The organism is Chryseobacterium aahli, assembly GCF_022699665.1.
Taxonomy (GTDB): Bacteria; Bacteroidota; Bacteroidia; order Flavobacteriales; family Weeksellaceae; genus Chryseobacterium; species Chryseobacterium aahli.
In genome coordinates this window covers 55,108-71,326 of the sequence record NZ_JALDNB010000017.1, presented here as the reverse complement: position 1 = coordinate 71,326, position 16,219 = coordinate 55,108, and the positions used below count along the sequence as shown (strand labels likewise).

General features: G+C 33.4%; 12 protein-coding genes. 9 read left to right on the top strand and 3 right to left on the bottom strand.

What is annotated here, in order from left to right; all coding sequences use genetic code 11:
* The 3 genes from MQX03_RS20265 to MQX03_RS20255 form a co-directional block, all read right to left on the bottom strand.
* A partial coding sequence (locus MQX03_RS20265) for a phage tail sheath family protein (protein WP_242805456.1) occupies positions 1-1,044 on the bottom strand: 1,044 nt, incomplete at its 3' end.
* Between the two features lie 76 nt (positions 1,045-1,120).
* Positions 1,121-2,872 carry a phage tail sheath family protein gene (locus MQX03_RS20260; protein WP_242805454.1) on the bottom strand — a complete coding sequence of 584 codons (1,752 nt, stop codon included), beginning with the start codon at positions 2,870-2,872 and terminating at the stop codon, positions 1,121-1,123.
* Between the two features lie 50 nt (positions 2,873-2,922).
* Positions 2,923-3,492: a DUF4255 domain-containing protein gene (locus tag MQX03_RS20255; protein ID WP_242805453.1), complete on the bottom strand. Its 570-nt coding sequence runs from the start codon at positions 3,490-3,492 to the stop codon at positions 2,923-2,925.
* 578 nt (positions 3,493-4,070) lie between these two features.
* On the opposite strand from MQX03_RS20255, the gene MQX03_RS20250 reads away from it, so the two are divergent.
* The 9 genes from MQX03_RS20250 to MQX03_RS20210 all read left to right on the top strand — a co-directional run bounded on the left by MQX03_RS20250 (position 4,071) and on the right by MQX03_RS20210 (position 16,219).
* Positions 4,071-4,385 (top strand): hypothetical protein, encoded by a 315-nt coding sequence (locus tag MQX03_RS20250; protein ID WP_242805451.1) that lies wholly within the window; start codon positions 4,071-4,073, stop codon positions 4,383-4,385.
* A gap of 50 nt (positions 4,386-4,435) precedes the next feature.
* Positions 4,436-5,881 (top strand): contractile injection system tape measure protein, encoded by a 1,446-nt coding sequence (locus MQX03_RS20245; protein ID WP_242805449.1) that lies wholly within the window; start codon positions 4,436-4,438, stop codon positions 5,879-5,881.
* Positions 5,882-6,130: 249 nt separating this feature from the next.
* A complete protein-coding gene (locus tag MQX03_RS20240) occupies positions 6,131-10,129 on the top strand; it encodes an AHH domain-containing protein (protein WP_242805447.1) in 3,999 nt (1,332 codons plus the stop codon).
* Between the two features lie 6 nt (positions 10,130-10,135).
* Positions 10,136-10,651: an imm11 family protein gene (locus MQX03_RS20235; protein ID WP_242805445.1), complete on the top strand. Its 516-nt coding sequence runs from the start codon at positions 10,136-10,138 to the stop codon at positions 10,649-10,651.
* A 255-nt stretch (positions 10,652-10,906) separates the two neighbouring features.
* On the top strand, positions 10,907-11,410 hold the full coding sequence (locus MQX03_RS20230) for an Imm43 family immunity protein (RefSeq protein ID WP_242805443.1): 504 nt from the start codon (positions 10,907-10,909) through the stop codon (positions 11,408-11,410).
* Between the two features lie 128 nt (positions 11,411-11,538).
* Positions 11,539-11,787, top strand: coding sequence for a hypothetical protein (locus tag MQX03_RS20225; RefSeq protein WP_242805441.1), 249 nt, complete (start codon positions 11,539-11,541; stop codon positions 11,785-11,787).
* A 119-nt stretch (positions 11,788-11,906) separates the two neighbouring features.
* On the top strand, positions 11,907-12,212 hold the full coding sequence (locus MQX03_RS20220; protein ID WP_242805439.1) for an SMI1/KNR4 family protein: 306 nt from the start codon (positions 11,907-11,909) through the stop codon (positions 12,210-12,212).
* Positions 12,213-12,480: 268 nt separating this feature from the next.
* Positions 12,481-13,056: a helix-turn-helix domain-containing protein gene (locus tag MQX03_RS20215; RefSeq protein WP_242805437.1), complete on the top strand. Its 576-nt coding sequence runs from the start codon at positions 12,481-12,483 to the stop codon at positions 13,054-13,056.
* A 337-nt stretch (positions 13,057-13,393) separates the two neighbouring features.
* Positions 13,394-16,219, top strand: a complete 2,826-nt coding sequence (locus MQX03_RS20210; protein WP_242805435.1) for a TonB-dependent receptor — start codon at positions 13,394-13,396, stop codon at positions 16,217-16,219.

Genomic DNA, 16,219 nt, shown 5'->3' with positions numbered 1-16,219 from the left:
TTCTTCCACCATGTTGAAGAAACGACGTACAGAGATATATCTCCACTCATTGCTGTTTCCGTCTAATGTTCTTGCTCCCCAAACCAATGTTCCTTTTCCTGTGAAAGCTCTGATTGCATTGATGGATTTTCCAGCTGTTGTATCTACGTTAAGGTTTTCCTGATCTTTATGAGAAATTTTTACAGTTGGTGCTACTACATAGTTAAGTCCAACGTTAGCAGGAGCTTTAAATACTCCCGAAGTACTGTCTACTTTAGCATAAATTCCTGCCATTGTAGAAGATGGAGCCAATACTACCGGTGTAGATTCAATTGCTTTTTTTACTTTGTTGTATAATTCTGAATTTGAAATTTTTAAGTCATCTAAAGCAATGTCTTCAACCATAATGGTTGCTTCATCATAGTTGTAGCTTAAAACGGTTTCTAATTTTGGAAAATAAGCAGCTCCATATTTTAAATGTTCACCATTATTTAGGGCTCCTCTAAACTCTTCAACTTCAACTTTCCAATTTCCTTCATAAATAACATCCAAAATAACGAACCTGTCTTTCAAATCTCTTGCATGTTTTAAAGCATAATTATATAAAACGTTAGCATTTGATCCTAAAGCTTCGGCATCTGGGAAAACAATAAGAGTTGGTTCGTCTTCTTTTTTTAAAGTATCAAGACCTTCAATCAGTTCGCTAGACTTCACTGTTGAATAGTAATTATTTTCTATTCCTGCTGAAACGATATAACATGGACCTCCACCATTGGCAAAATACATTTGCATTGCATAATACATTTTGAAAGGACTTGGAGCTACAATAGCTTCAATAGAATATCCAGTAACTGAATCACCCGATACATCAATTAAGAAATCTTCAGGTTTTGCTTCTCCAAAAAGCATTTCATATTCCAGCATCGAGGAGATTCTCGTTGGCTTGTTTTTTGGGCCTTTTGCCGTGTACCCAATAAAAGCGGGAATAGCTGTTTCAACTTGCGCTACAGAAGGTGGGAATTTTTCCAGTTCCTCCACATAGACTCCAGGGGTTTTGTAATTCATTTTTTAAAAATTTAAAATTAATATTGATTATTCCTCGAAGTAAAACTTCGAATTTTCATTCGTGGTCGATTGTATTTTAGGATTGTTGCAGTTTGTGTGAGAAATTTAAAATGATAAATTCTGCAGGGCGTACTAATGCTATTTTGATTTCTACATTCATTGGATTGATAATATTTTCAGTAATAGGGTCTTTGCTTCCGTACACTTTTACTTCGTAAGCTTCTTTCGGATTACTTCCTACCAATGCGCCATCCATCCATTGTTGGTTAAGAAAATTTTCTAACATTGTTTTTGCTCTTAACCATGTGTATGGGATATGAGGTTCGTCAATAAATCTTTCAAGCGCATCACTTATCGATTGTTCAAGCATATTATAATAGCGACGTACATGCACATATTTCCATTCATTGTCTTTTCCATCGCCTTTTTTATCTTTTCCATCAAGGGTTCTGGCTCCCCAGATTAAGTTGCCTTTTCCTGTAAAAAATCTAATCGCATTGATCGATTTTCCGGAATCATGAATGTTTAAACCCGACTGCTCTTCTTCAGAAACTTTTTCTGTTGGAGCAATTACATAATTAAGACTTACGTTTGCAGGAGCTTTCCACACTCCTCTTGTACTGTCTATTCTACCATATACTCCTGCCATTGCTGATGATGGCGGTAAAACAACTTTTAAAGATCTTATCGCTTTCTTTATTTCATTGTATAGTAAAGAATTGGATGATTCTAAATTTTTAAGTGTTATCCCATCTGCATCTCCTTTTTCATCTTTTATATTAAGAATTGCATTGATTAAATCATCAAATTCTCCACTAAAAAGAGGTGTTTGTTCACTGAAACCAGCAGGTATCACAAAATCGTCTATTATTCCATTATGTATAGCATCCCGCACAGCCTTTGCTTCATCAATTGCGTCTATTAAAGCTTCCTTTGTATTGCCGATTCCATCAGCTGTTTCATTAATTTCTTCCACAATTGCAATCGCCTGGTCTAATAAATCGGCAAGTACCGAAGCATTTGCGGAAACGCTTGAGATTTCCTCACTTGCCAAACTTTTTAGTTCTAGTAAAGCAGCAATCTCACCTGCATAAAAGACAGCGCTGCCTTGTCCTGCTTGTTGTAAACCGGTATGTGTAATAGCTGTTTCACTCTCATCAAAAGTATAATTCAAAATAGTTTTTAAATGAGGAAAATAAGCCGCAGCATGGCTAGTTGAATCTACTTCAGCTCTGAAATTACCAATGGTGTTATCGTTGTTTGATGAGGTAGTAGAATTTCCGTAATATGTATCTAAAAGGGCAAATCTATTTTTCGTCTCTAATTTTCCTATTGTATAATTGTAAAGACTGTAAAAATCTGGCTCGGTTAACGATACTGCATCGGGGAAAACAATAAGAATAGGATCTTCAATAGCTTTTAGGGTTTCAATCTTATCCAGTCCGTTTGTCAGTGAAGATAACTGTACTCCCGTCGAAGCCGAAGCATAGGTTCCTACAGAAACAATGTAGCATGGACCGCCACCATTAGCAAAATACATCTGTAGCGAATAGTACATTAGAAATTTTACATCCGGCTCTACAAGCGTTACTCCTTTATCTTTGATATCTTTTAGCTGGATGCTTTCCTTTTTTGCATATCCAAACTTGTCTTCATATTCCAAAAGAGAACTGATTTTAAGCTTTTTATTCTCATTAATATTATAGCCTTCAGGAATTAACTCAGTATACCCAATAAATGCCGGTATAGCTGTATCTACTAATGCAATTGAATAAGGAAGTTTTGTAATTTCTTCAACTGAAACGCCTGGCGTTGTTGGATTTGGCATGTTTTAAAAATTTAAGTTAAAGGTTATTAGTTTTTATTTTTGTTTTATGATTAATCGACTTTAAAGCTTTTAATATCTACTACATCAATTAATTGAACATCTTCAGGTTTTGTAGCAGCAGTAATTTTTATTACACTGATTTTATAGAATGCAAAAGGCATTACCTTTCCGCCTAATAATCCCCAGACGTAGCTTAGCTGCTCAAAAGGAATGGAGTGTAATTCGATTCTGAATGTGAAACCATCAGACCCCAGCACATTATTTGTCTGAAATATTTCAATCACTTTTGAAACATTCGCTAATGATTTATCATAGGCATCTCTGTTGGCAGCGATCATTACATATAAATTTAGATAAGCCGGAGCACTTTCCAATTCATAGCGAACCGGCTGGTTATCTTCTTTTATTCTATTATATCTTGGGGTGTTTTTCATTGTAGATTCCTCCTCAACGGTCAGTAGGGTAATTACGACCTTATTTTTAAGATTTGTGGAATCTTCGTCTTCATGTTTTGCGATATTATTAACAACAGCTATATTTACCTCACCATCGTCATCTTTTAATCCATTTAGTGGATCATTCAGCTTACTTTGTAAAATTTTAAGTACATTATCAATCATAATTTCTGTTCTTTATTATTATGGTGCAAACATACAATCATCCCCAATCAAAAGACAAATATTTTGAGGGGTCAAACCTGTCTTTGCAGTAAATCATATTTTCACTGACCATTGAAAACATTAAGAAAATAAACACATAATAAATTACAAATCAAATACTTAAAATACTCAACAAAAAGGAAAACTTAAATAATAAATTATTTTAATCTAAACAAAGTGAAATTTAAGCTTGTTATTTTAGTTCAATCTTGTTATTAAAAATCCTTCTATTTCAACATGAAATTGACATTTAATTAAATGATCTTTTGTGGTTTTAAATTATTTTTTGAAATCGATATGTATTGCAAATGATTCAATTCAACGATTAAATATTAGCTTTTAAAAAAGTATTACATCTTTACTATTTTCTTAATCGGAAATATCATTTTTCGCCAAAAATTTCTAAAAATTGTAAACCTGCATCATCAGGAAATAATTTTCTCTTTTACTGCAAAGACTGAATAGAGCCGCCTCACAATTCGTGAAAATGTCTTTTGTTCGTGTAATTTTGACCCCAATAATTTTAAAACTTTAATCACATGAATATTAAAAAACTTTTTGGCAAGCGCAATGAAATCATTGGCGGCCACTTCAATGAATTACGCTCAAAAATGGGCATGGCAAATCAAGACGAAGAAGCAATTTTTGCTATAAGAGAAGAAATTTGTAACGCATGTCCTTTAAAAAATGGCAACAATTGCAACGCAGTAAAATGGATGAATCCTGAAACATTGGAAGTTGCAGATTCTCCGAAAGATGGGTTTATCAGAGGTTGCGGATGCAGATTGAGTGCAAAGCAAAGATCAACGTTGAGCGTTTGTCCTGCAGGTTTTTGGGGAGGAGAATTCAAATAAAAACAAAAACCATTGAACTCTCAATTTTGTATAATTAAAATCTATTTAGTGTGAAGCAAGATCATATCATTCAGAAAGTTTTTGTTGAAATTAAAGTAAACAATAAAGAAAAAGCATACAGTATAAAAGATGATATCAGCAGCTTTTTGGCGATTGATGTTTTTCCGGAAATAGAAAAATACATCAAAGCTTTAGAAGATACGTTGGCTGATCATACCCTTCAAATTCCTCGTTTAGAACTGAATCTGGACGTAAAAAACAGCGCATTAAATACTGAATTAAAAGATAAAATCGCTCAACTCTTTAAAGAAAAACTGTCAGAAATTACGAAACCAAATGAGATTTCAGATCAAGAAACAGAAAGTGACTACAAATCATATCTGATTGACAATCAAGAAAAAAAAATTCAAACTTTTATCTTTTTTTTAGAAAAAGGATATATGCCTTGGTGGAATTCGAATAAAAAAGGTATTTCATTTTTGGAACCAAAAGTATTTGACACCTTGATTTTGGCTAATAACTTCCAAAAAAGTATCATCCCTGTTTTGTCAAAACCAAATGTTCAGGAAAGGATTATCAGTCAACTTTCAAACGAACAGATTGCGCAATTATGTCTGACCGTTTTAAAAAATAGGGACTTAAAAATCAACATGGAAGTCAATGTAATATGTTATTTATCAAAATTGAACCACGCCGACAGACAAATCGTATGGAGTTTGGTCTTGAATGTATTATCAGAATATTTGAAAACCTCAAATAGTAATCTTCGGGAATATCTTTTACAACAAATACCAAAAATAGAACAAACCGGTTTTTCACAGACAAAAAAAAATAACCATCAGAATTGGAAAACATTAGTTGAGATATTCCCATTTATTAAAGAAAATGAGATTCTTGAAAGTTTGAAAAGTAACTCAGAAATTAAGCCTGAAAATGAAAAAACTTTGGTGGAAACAATTCACCAAAAAAAGGCAGAAATCCAAGAGGAATTAAGCCAAAACGATGGACAATATGTTCAAAATGCAGGGCTTGTTTTGATACATCCGTTCATCAAAACCTTTTTTGAGCATTGTGATCTTCTGGATCCAAAAACGCAACAACTTATTGATCCTGAGTTGTGCGCACATTTATTACATTATATCGCCACCGGAAAAACAAACGCTCCTGAATACGACATGGTTTTTGAAAAATTCTTATGTAATATTCCGATGAATCAAACCATTAATAAACATATTAAACTTTCGCGTAAGCATAAAACACAAGCTAAAAATGTAATAGAAAGTGTGCAGCACAACTGGAATCCCATGAAAAAATCATCTGCAGCATTATTGCAAAATGAGTTTTTCCAACGCTCGGGTAAATTAGTTGTCACTGACCATGATTATACCCTTACAATAGAACGAAAAGCACAGGATATTTTGCTTGATAAGCTTGGTTGGGGACTTGGTCTTGTGAAACTTCCGTGGCAGGATAAATTTATTTTTATCAACTGGTAATGGTTTCTTGTTTTTTCTAAATATTCTAAAACTGATTTTAAATCAGCAATAATCTAATTTCAATTGATCAACAGACCTCATCCAATATTTAATTATTTCAGAAGTTGAACAGCACTTCTGGTTACTCAAATTCTTAAAAATTCCGCCACTCAGGGTCCGATTTCTCAGATCGAATAATTGCATAAAGCGCAACAGTTTTGTGCTTTGTATGCCTTTTAAAACAATATGTAATTAAAAAACACCAAGTCAATGAAAGCAGCAAAACCTGTAGAAAAAGACAATAAAAACCATCAGAATCAAAGCAAAAAGCAAAAGGCTAAAAAGCCGATGGTTGTACCTCTACCAGTGGTAGAAGCTACTAATATACAAACACAAAAACCTGAAGAATCAATTGTTAACACCGGATTCGCAAATCCTAATAGTAAAGCAGTTGGTGTCAGTGGAATTATTCCGGCTGTTCATGGTTCGCAGACCATTTACGATCAGGGCTCAGAAATCATGTATCAAAAACATCAGGAAAGTTTAGCCCAAACCGGAGATATTAATCATCCTGACACCAAAGAGGTTGAAAAAGGTTATATAGCAACCTTGAACATCGATCAGGCACGTGATTACAATGATCTTAAATCGGGAACTTATCTGCCAAAGACAGTGCAGGAACAGGCAATCGTTCATCAGGAAAGCAAAAAGGATCAGGAAGTAAAACCTAAACAAAAGGTACAACCGATGAGCAAAAGCAAAACCGATGCTTCTTTGGCTGACTTGTCAAGTTCTCCAGCTACACAATTAGCAGATAACTTCAATTTGGTTCAAAATAGCAGTACCACACTTCTGAACAGTCAGACCGAGAAAGCAACCAGTAAGCTTCCGAAATTGAATGCAAAAATAGGCAGTGCTTTTTCTGGATCTAAATCTAAAAGCAAGACAAACGCCGATAAAACGGTAACAAAATCAAGCAAAAAAACAGTTAAATCTGCCGGTCAGAAACCAAAGCCAAAAGAAGTTTCTTTCCCACAAAATGAACCATTAAAAAAAGTAAATTACTCTTTTAACGCTGCAGCAAGTAAAAACGGTGGGATTGAAAAACAAGCTAAACTGCAGTTTAATAAAGTTCAGCTTAGTACTTCTGCAATCCCAACAACAATGCAGCAAAATGCACACGTGGATATTTCCGGAGAAGCTGATACAGAACACTTGGCAATTGAACAGCATGATGTTGCACAAGACATGAGCATCAAAAAAAATCAGGCAGCAAAAGAAATTCATAAAGATTATGGCGAAAACAGCATCATCAAAAAACCAAATGATGAAGTGCTTAAACCTTCTCGCAAAATAAATTCCAAAGCCGTTAAAAAACAACCTATTGATGTCTTAAAACTAGAAGGTATTGATGAAGCTAATATCAATGCCCAGTTTGAACCAATCATTCAGTCAAAAATAGGTGCGGAAAATGAAAAATATCAGGCTGCAGAATTAGAGCATGATCAAAAAGTGTTGGAGCATGAAAAATCTGCCGAAACTCAAATAGGAGCTGAAAAAGATAAATCGCATCAAAGTCAGCTGAAATCTGTAAAAGACGCTCAAGCGGATGTGCACAACTCAAGAGCTGAATGGCAAAATGCACTTAATAAAACAGAATCTGATTTTGCGAAAAAATCCGGTAATCAGGCTAAAACCACTCTTGGAAATATAAAAACAGAAAAATCCAGAGGCGAAACTCAGGCACAAAAGCATATTACCAAAGCTAATGAAGATGCATTAAAAGAAAAAAATACTGCTAATAAACAGGCTATCGATAAGAAATCGGAGATGGATAAAAAAAGCGGTGGCTTCTTTGGCTGGGTGGCAGACAAAGTTTCACAATTTATTGATGCCCTTAAAGACGCTTTAAATGTCATTTTCACGGCACTTAGAAAAGCAGTGAAAGCCATCTTTGATGCTGCCAAAACATTAGTTCTAGCAGCATTAGAATTAGCACGAAAAGCAATCGTCAACTTTATCAAAGGGTTTGCTTCGTTGTTAAAAGGTTTCTTAGACTTTGCTTTAGCTGCGTTCCCTGGTATCAGAGACCGATTAAAAGCCAAAATAGATAAATACGTAGCTGCTGCCGAAAAATTTGTAAACCAAACATTTGAAGTTTTCAAAAAAGCGGTTATTGCTGTTATAGATTTCTTAGCAGAAGTTGTAGATACGCTTATTGGCGCACTGCAAGATTTTTACAATCTTATTCTCGATGCGGTCAATTTGATTGTAGCCGGAATTATAAAAATAATGGAAGGTTTATACAACTTAACAAGTTCGGCTATGGTAATGCCGGATAATTTTATGGGACAAATTTCTGAAGAATTTTTGGGGATGGACGTAACAAGACCATTACCTTTTGAAAAAACTGCAATGACCGAGGCTGCAAGTTCAGGATCAGATTCAGAATATGATGATTTGTTAGGTAAAAACTCTTACAACGAAAACGATTTTCATGTAGATCCTGTAACGAATGATATGGAATTGAGTCCTGAACTCCTTGCGCAATTACAAGACAGCAACGGCGAAATTAATTTCGGAGCCAATAACAATACGCTTGATATGTTTAAGCAGTCTGCCACAGGATCACAAGAAATGGAAGGTGAAACAAACGCAGCAGAAAAACAAGACATTCCAGCCGATCCTTACGCTCAGGCCGATTGGTTTATCAATTACCAAAACAGCCAGTCGCCGCCTAGTACAGATACAGAAAGTGCTTCAGGAAAACAGGCTGCAACGGAAAGTTCTATGCCTGAAGAAATGAAAATGGTTGGCCCGTGGTCTCCGGGAGTTCGTTTGTACTATTTGAAGGAGCAAATGTGGGCAGGAATTAAGAAAAACTGGGCAGAAAATAAATGGAAATATATCGGCATTGGAGCTGCAATTGTTCTTGGAATAACCGCATTGGCGATTTTAACAGCAGGAGCGATTTTTACATTGATTCCACCTGCGCTACAAATCTTTGCTGCCGTAATGATGGCTGCAGCGGTAGCAAAAGCGAGTGGCTTCTTTAAAACGTTTATGACTGAAGGTTGGCTGGGAAAAACAGCTACAGCAGGAAAAGCTTTAGCAAGAGCAATCGGGATTATTTTAGTTGAATTAATTTTTATACTTTTATTTGATTCTGCAGCTTTGTTTAAGGTATTAAAAACAGCAGCGAAAAGCGGAGTAAAAGGAGTAGCTAATTTAGCCAAAGCGGGAGCGAAAAGCACATTGAAAGCCGGCAAAAATGCTCTTGTTGCTACCGGAAAAGGATTTGTAAAACAGGCTGGTAAAGCGAAGTTCTTTGTCCAAGGTATAGGAAAAGGAATCGCTAAAGGCGCTAAAAATTTAGACGAGTTAGGTGAAAACTTAGCGAAACGTTTTAAATTTAAAGGATTTAAAATTGTTGTCAAAGGATTTAAATTTTATCTTTACGGAAGCGTTAACCCCTGGGTTTTATTGGCGAGTGGAGAAGTGAAACATATTAATGATGAATTAGCAAAAGGTAAAAAAGTAGGAGATAAACTTGAAGTAGATGGAATACAAGCACGGTTTATTGGTGATGATATTGAAATTGTGTCACCATTAGGAAAAGATATAGCAGGTTCAGGATTTACTGGAAGCAGAAATGTTAGAGATATGGCAGCTCAATCTCTTAGTAAAAATAAAAAGATATTTGAAAGAATAGAAAAAATAGATGCCGATGAATTTTTAGATGTAGATACAAAGCTTAAGAAAATAAAAAGTCAATTAAGATCTCCTTCAGCCAATGCTTTAAATAAATTAAAATCTGCTATTAAAAAAGAAATAAAAGATAGAAATAAAAAAGGATTATTACCAGAGGAAGCTATGCCTTCTGATTATCAAGCTCATCACATTGTGCCTAAGGAAATGGAAATTTTTTATGGAAAAGTATTTGATGAATTAGGAATTAATTTAGATGAAGCATTTAATGGAACTATGCTTCCTCCCGTGCACAAATTTGATGAAGTGATAGAAAATGCAAGAAACACTTTAAAAGACTCTGAAATTCCTGCTAATTTTTGGAATAGGGCTAAACATAAGTCACATCCACAATATAATGAGCAAATTTCTATTGAATTGAAAAAAATATTTTCAGATTTTAATAAAATGAATTTAGAACAAAAAGCATTTGCTAAGGATAAGTTTTATAAATTAGTGAGTGAACAAAAAGAAATTTTGCATATATTAACTGAAAGTGGCGATTTACGAATTTTAAGATAAAAAATTATGAAATATTATTTTTTAAAACATATTATTAACGAAGGAGACATATATATTCCTTTTGAATATGGTGATAGCATAGAATTATTAAGAGATAATAAAGATTCTAAACTAAAAAAAATACCATTTGTAGGAAAAAATGAAACAGATTATTACTCAGTAACAGGTCATGTAGTTTCTAATTATTTTAAAAATTTTTTGGAAATAAATAAAATTCCTAATATTGAGTTTGTTCCTATTGATTTTTTAAATAAAAATAATAAAAAGTTAAGTGCTTTTTCTATTAAATTTACTAATACAGAAGATTGTATTGATTATGAAAAATCAGATGTTGTGATAATTCTTGATAAAATTAGAGAAATAAACAAGATATATTTCAAAAAAGATTTTAATGCGAAATTCTTTCTTATTAAGGGCTACGATTATGAAATAGTTGTTAACAATGACCTGAAGAACGAAATGGAAAAAAACAATATAAAAGGCATAAGTTTTACTTTAATAGATGAAAATTATAAGTTCTAGAATAATAACTAGCTAATGGAGCACGAAATCGAATTAATCGATAAATATGTATTTTGAAATTAGATGTAATTTAAAATTTATATCGAAAAATCTAATTTTAAACTAATGAAACTCCGCAAACTTAAATAGGTTTGCGGAGTTTTTTATTAGAATACTTATATATTTATACTAAAATATTTAAGTTTATTATTCAACAGAAAACTTTTCTACATATATTAAATTGATGAAATAATAAAAATATTAAAATAAATTTATATGAATAAATATTTTTTCTTAGAAAGAGATTATATAGAAGGTGATATTATAATACCATTTGAGTATCACCAGTCCTTAGAATTGTTACTTGGCGGAAAAGAATCTAAGTTAAAAACAATTCCTTATATTGGAATGAATGATAGTGACTATATCACTTCTGGAATGAATGTTTTCTCTCAAAAATTTAAAGACTTCATAGAGTCAATGAATATCAAAAATGTAAATTTTATACCTATTACTATTTCACAAGAAAATCACCAGAGAAAAGATTTTTATCTTTTAAAGTTTACCCAAAATGAAGATTGTATTGATTACGAAAAATCTGATATTGTTATAATTCAAGGTTTAATAAGAAAAATAAACAAATTAAAAATTAAGGATGACTTTAATAACTTATTTTTTCAAATAAAAGGCTTGAAATTAAGAATCGCAGTAAATGAAAAAATGAAACAAGAGATAGAAAGTAAAAATTTCCACGGAATAAAATTTGTGGAAATTGAGTAAAAAATAAAATTGTATTAAACCGAAACTTTTTAGAGTTTCGGTTTTTTATTTGAGCTTAGTCAAAACTTTAAAATTGTTATAAAGTATTCAAATTTTATCTTTACGGAAGCGTTAATCCTTGGGTTTTATTGGCAAGTGATGATATTGAAAAGATAGAAAAAACAGATATAATATCGAAAGGAAGAATTGGAGAAGAAATAAAATATATAAAAAATGGGGAAGAAATAACCGCCAAGCTTATAACCTTAGGTGATAAAATACAAAAAGATTATGGAAGTATCTTTGTATATTATTCCGATGAAGATCCAAAAGAAATAGCACCCTCCTTTACTGAATTTCTAGAAGGCTTTGTCGATTATACTGATATTTTAGAATAATTATATTATCTTTAATCAGAATATGATTGATTTTGAAATAGAAAATAAACTCATCACACCAGAAGAATTAAGTGAGTTTGAAACAGAAATAGGGCTATCACTACCTCAATTAAAGACATATGTTAAAATATAATGGAGGATCTCCATTAAGTTACTATATCTATTTTGGAGAGCCCGACGACGGCATACTCTTATCTGGTTTTAAATCTATTAAATATGGTACTTCTCTTGTAGAAAAGCAAGACTATTTACCAAAAAATCATCTAAGTATAGGGTATATAGAAACCGGTTATTTAGCAATGTCCCTAGATGAAAAAGATTATGGAAATATTTTTGTGTATTACTCAGAGGCAGAATTAGAATTTTTAGCTTCATCTTTTACTGCGTTTTTAGAAGGTTTGGTTGATTATACTAATATATTTTAATAAGAAATTGTTTGATAGTGGAATTATCACCATTAAAAGACTATCCTTTTCCTCCTGAACAGGAATAGACAAAATTACACAAAACGGATAACCAGCAGGTATCCGTTTTTTATATATAAAATTCAAATAAATTTGCTTTCATTTATATCTGAAAGATAATCTTTTAAAATATTTACTATTTGTAACATTTATTTACAACAGCATTTTATTTATTTGCTATTTTTACACTCAAAATAAGTAAATACAAAAGCTTGAAATCTTAAATAACATGAGTGATTTTTTAATAGGTATCGGAAAAAGATTAAAAGATATTAGAAAGAAAAACAACCTTACCATCAACGATCTTGCCTCAAAAGCTCATGTGAGTAACGGTTTGGTTTCACGAATAGAGAATGGAAGAACAATTCCGTCACTGCCTGTTTTACTTGAATTGATACAGTCTCTGGATATTGATGCTAGTTATTTTTTTGAAGGCGTTGAGAAAAAATCTAATGCAAAATTCATTTTTGTTCCTAAAGAAAATCAGCAGGTTATAGAAAAAGAAGTAGAAGCTGAAGGATTTAAATATATGCATATCTTCAGCAAAAGCCTCCATTCATTAGGGTTTGAAGCGGTCTTGCTCACCTTAGAGCCCAATTCTAAAAGAGATAAAGTGATTACGGATGCTTGGGAATTTAAATATATTTTAAAGGGTAAAGTAAAATACATCATTGATAATGAAGAAATTGAGCTTCAGGAAGGTGACTCGCTTTATTTCAATGGAAAATTACCGCACGTTCCGGTCAGTATTTCCGACAAAGATTGTATGATGTTGGTGCTTTATTTTTACTCAGATAAAAGCTAAAAAGGATATATAATATATCAATTTCCAAAACAAAAGTTTACAAATAGTAAAATTCAGTCTTTTATATATTTAAGACTGTTAATATAAATTCCACATTTTACGATTAAACAAAATGAACTACTCACATGCAGTTCATTTTCTATTTATTTAAACAACTCCCTAATATACAACATTCTACAACATTTTAACACCAAAATTTCAATGCATCAGGTATCATAAATCCGTAAGATTGAGTTAACAATCATCCATTATTTATTAAATATAAATTAATACTAAAAATTTACATATATTAAAATTATTGAGTTGTTTTGCAATAGAAATTTAATATATGTAAACAATGGAAGCAATTATAAAAAAATCTTTATTTCCTCTTTTTGCCTGCTGTACGATATTTGTATCGGCTCAAAAACAAATTGTCACCGGAACAGTTTCAGATAATAGTCAGCCACTTCCGGGCGCAACGGTTAAAATCAATGGAAGCTCAAAAATTGTAATTACAGATGTTGACGGAAAATTTTCTGTCAATGATCTTAAACCTGGTCATTACGATTTACAATTTACATACATCGGTTATGAACCTCAAAATATGACGGTTGATTTGATATCAGATCAGTCACTCAATTTAGGAATTATTTCAATGTTCCAAAAACAAAAGAATATTGATGAAGTTGTAGTAACCGGATCCTTGAAAAACAGTGAAGCCCGTGCATTAAATATGCAGAAAAACGCAATCAATATTTCAAATATCATCGCTTCAGACGGTATCGGAAAATTACCGGACAGAAATGCAGCGGAAACTGTACAGAGAGTTCAGGGTGTTTCGATCGAGCGTGATCAGGGAGAAGGAAGATTCGTTTCATTAAGAGGGCTTCCGCCATTCTGGGCTTCAACAACCATCAATGGAAACAAACTTCCGACTGCTGAAGAAGAAACCACCTCAAGAGCTACAGCATTTGACTTTTTCCCGACAGAATTGATTTCTTACGTTCACGTCAACAAATCGTTTACTCCAGATATGGAAGCAGACGGAATTGGCGGCGGTGTTAATTTTATCACCAAAACTCCTCCGATGAAAACCGAGTTCAGAGGGACTTTCGGAACAGGTTACAACGCAAAGTCAGATAAAGGAGTTTACAATTTGGGATTGCTTTACGGAGGAAGAACAAAAGATAAGAAATTCGGATACCTTTTTAATTTTTCGCATTTCATAAGAAACTGGTCAACGGATAATTTTGAAGCACGAAGAAGCGGTGACGAAGGGGTTTTCAGAATGGAACTACGTGATTACAATGGGGTAAGAAAAACCACTGGAGCGAATGCTGCTTTAGAATATGTTTTATCTCCAAAAAGCACCTTATATCTTAAAGGAATGTACGGAACTCTTTCTGACGATGAAACTCATTACAAACACAGAGTGAGATTCGATAAATTCAGTGCGGCGAACAACACGGCAAGAGTTGAGCTTCAGAATATTCACAATCTACTGATCACAGAACTGACTTCGGTTTCTTTAGGCGGAGTTCATCAGCTGAACAAAAGCAAAATCGACTGGGATCTTTCTTACTACAACAATCTTTTCAAATACGGAAACATTCCTGATAAGCAGAATAATTCTTATTATGTGATTAAATATACTCAAAGCGGTGTAGGAATCAATCCTGATTATATTTCAGATAAAGGAAACGGCCCGAGAGCCTACTGGAAAGCAGATGGCGGAAAACTAGATTTAAAAGATCCAGATGCATTATTTGGGTTTTACAGCAACCCGAATTTTAAGATGGATGCTTCTCAGATGAGGTTTACAGATTTGGAATTTTATAAAGTGTACGTTCAGGAAAAAGATAAAATCGTAGCAGGGTTCAACCACGAAATCAATGCTTCGGACAAATTAACTTTAAAGTATGGTTTAAAATACCGTGATAAAGAACGTAACGCCCGTTTCTCTGATATTTTCTACAACTGGTCAAGCGGAACTGCACCATTGCTGTCAGATTTCAATCAGCATATCACAACTCAACCTGGTGCCACAAAATACCTGAGCGAAATGAATGCAAATATCGGAAATACTTTTGGTCCGGTACTTTCAACAGGCGGAATGGATCAGTTCTGGTTTCAGAATCAGGGAAATTTAACCATCAACAAAACCGATTCGGAAGCGCTTGAATACAACAAAGCTTTGGGAAGAAATTTCGATGTTTTCGAAAAACATACCGACGCTTACGGTATGGGAACATATAAAATCAATGACAAAATAACCGTTTTAGGAGGTTTGAGATTATCCAACACGCATACCAAAGTAAAAGGTTATAACGTTGTTGAAGACGTTCTGACGCCAGTGGAAAATACCAAAAACTATCTTGCGGTTTTACCGATGTTGCACTTGAAATACATGATCAACGACAAGACCAATTTACGATTTGCAGCGACACGTACTTTTTCAAGACCCAATTTCGGAGACCTTACTCCGGGAGGGACATACAGTGAAGCCGATAATGAGTTTAAAGGTGGAAATCCAAACCTGAACCCGACCTACTCTATCAACCTTGATTTAATGGGTGAATATTACTTTTCCAATGTTGGGATTTTAAGCGGAGGTGTTTTCTATAAATCAATCACAGATCCTATTTTTCAGGACTCTTTTATTGGAAATTATAACGGAATCAATGGTGTGCAATTCAGTGCTCCGAACAACGGAAAAGCAGCATGGTTAGGCGGAATCGAATTGGGAATCAACAGAAGATTTGACTTCCTGCCAGGATTTCTTCAGTATTTCGGAACACAGCTGAATGCAACATTCATGACCTCTGAAATGGAAAAACCAAGCGGAAGAATGGTAAAACTTCCTTACCAAGCGAAAGAACTGTATAACATCCAGCTATTCTTCGAGAAAAAAGGATTCAATGCAAGACTGGCTTACAATCATAAAGGAAAATTTGCAGTAGAATATGCCGAAGAAGATCTTTACGATTCTTACTACGGAAAATACAGCAATCTTGACTTCGGAACTTCGTACCAGATCAACAAGCATATCACCATCTTTGCAGATGTCAACAACATTCTGAACAAACCTTTGATCTATCATTTCGGAAAAGATGAGCAAAGACCAGAGCAGGTAGAATATTACGGTGTGAGAGGAAATATAGGAGTTAAACTTAATTTCTAA

Excerpts from the sequence above, each read along its gene's own strand:
- MQX03_RS20220 (WP_242805439.1), top strand. The coding sequence starts at position 11,907 with ATGTTAAAATATAATGGAGGATCTCCATTAAGTTACTATATCTATTTT.
- MQX03_RS20210 (WP_242805435.1), top strand. The coding sequence starts at position 13,394 with ATGGAAGCAATTATAAAAAAATCTTTATTTCCTCTTTTTGCCTGCTGT.
- MQX03_RS20260 (WP_242805454.1), bottom strand. The coding sequence starts at position 2,872 with ATGCCAAATCCAACAACGCCAGGCGTTTCAGTTGAAGAAATTACAAAA.
- MQX03_RS20215 (WP_242805437.1), top strand. The coding sequence starts at position 12,481 with ATGAGTGATTTTTTAATAGGTATCGGAAAAAGATTAAAAGATATTAGA.
- MQX03_RS20250 (WP_242805451.1), top strand. The coding sequence starts at position 4,071 with ATGAATATTAAAAAACTTTTTGGCAAGCGCAATGAAATCATTGGCGGC.
- MQX03_RS20240 (WP_242805447.1), top strand. The coding sequence starts at position 6,131 with ATGAAAGCAGCAAAACCTGTAGAAAAAGACAATAAAAACCATCAGAAT.
- MQX03_RS20230 (WP_242805443.1), top strand. The coding sequence starts at position 10,907 with ATGAATAAATATTTTTTCTTAGAAAGAGATTATATAGAAGGTGATATT.
- MQX03_RS20235 (WP_242805445.1), top strand. The coding sequence starts at position 10,136 with ATGAAATATTATTTTTTAAAACATATTATTAACGAAGGAGACATATAT.
- MQX03_RS20255 (WP_242805453.1), bottom strand. The coding sequence starts at position 3,492 with ATGATTGATAATGTACTTAAAATTTTACAAAGTAAGCTGAATGATCCA.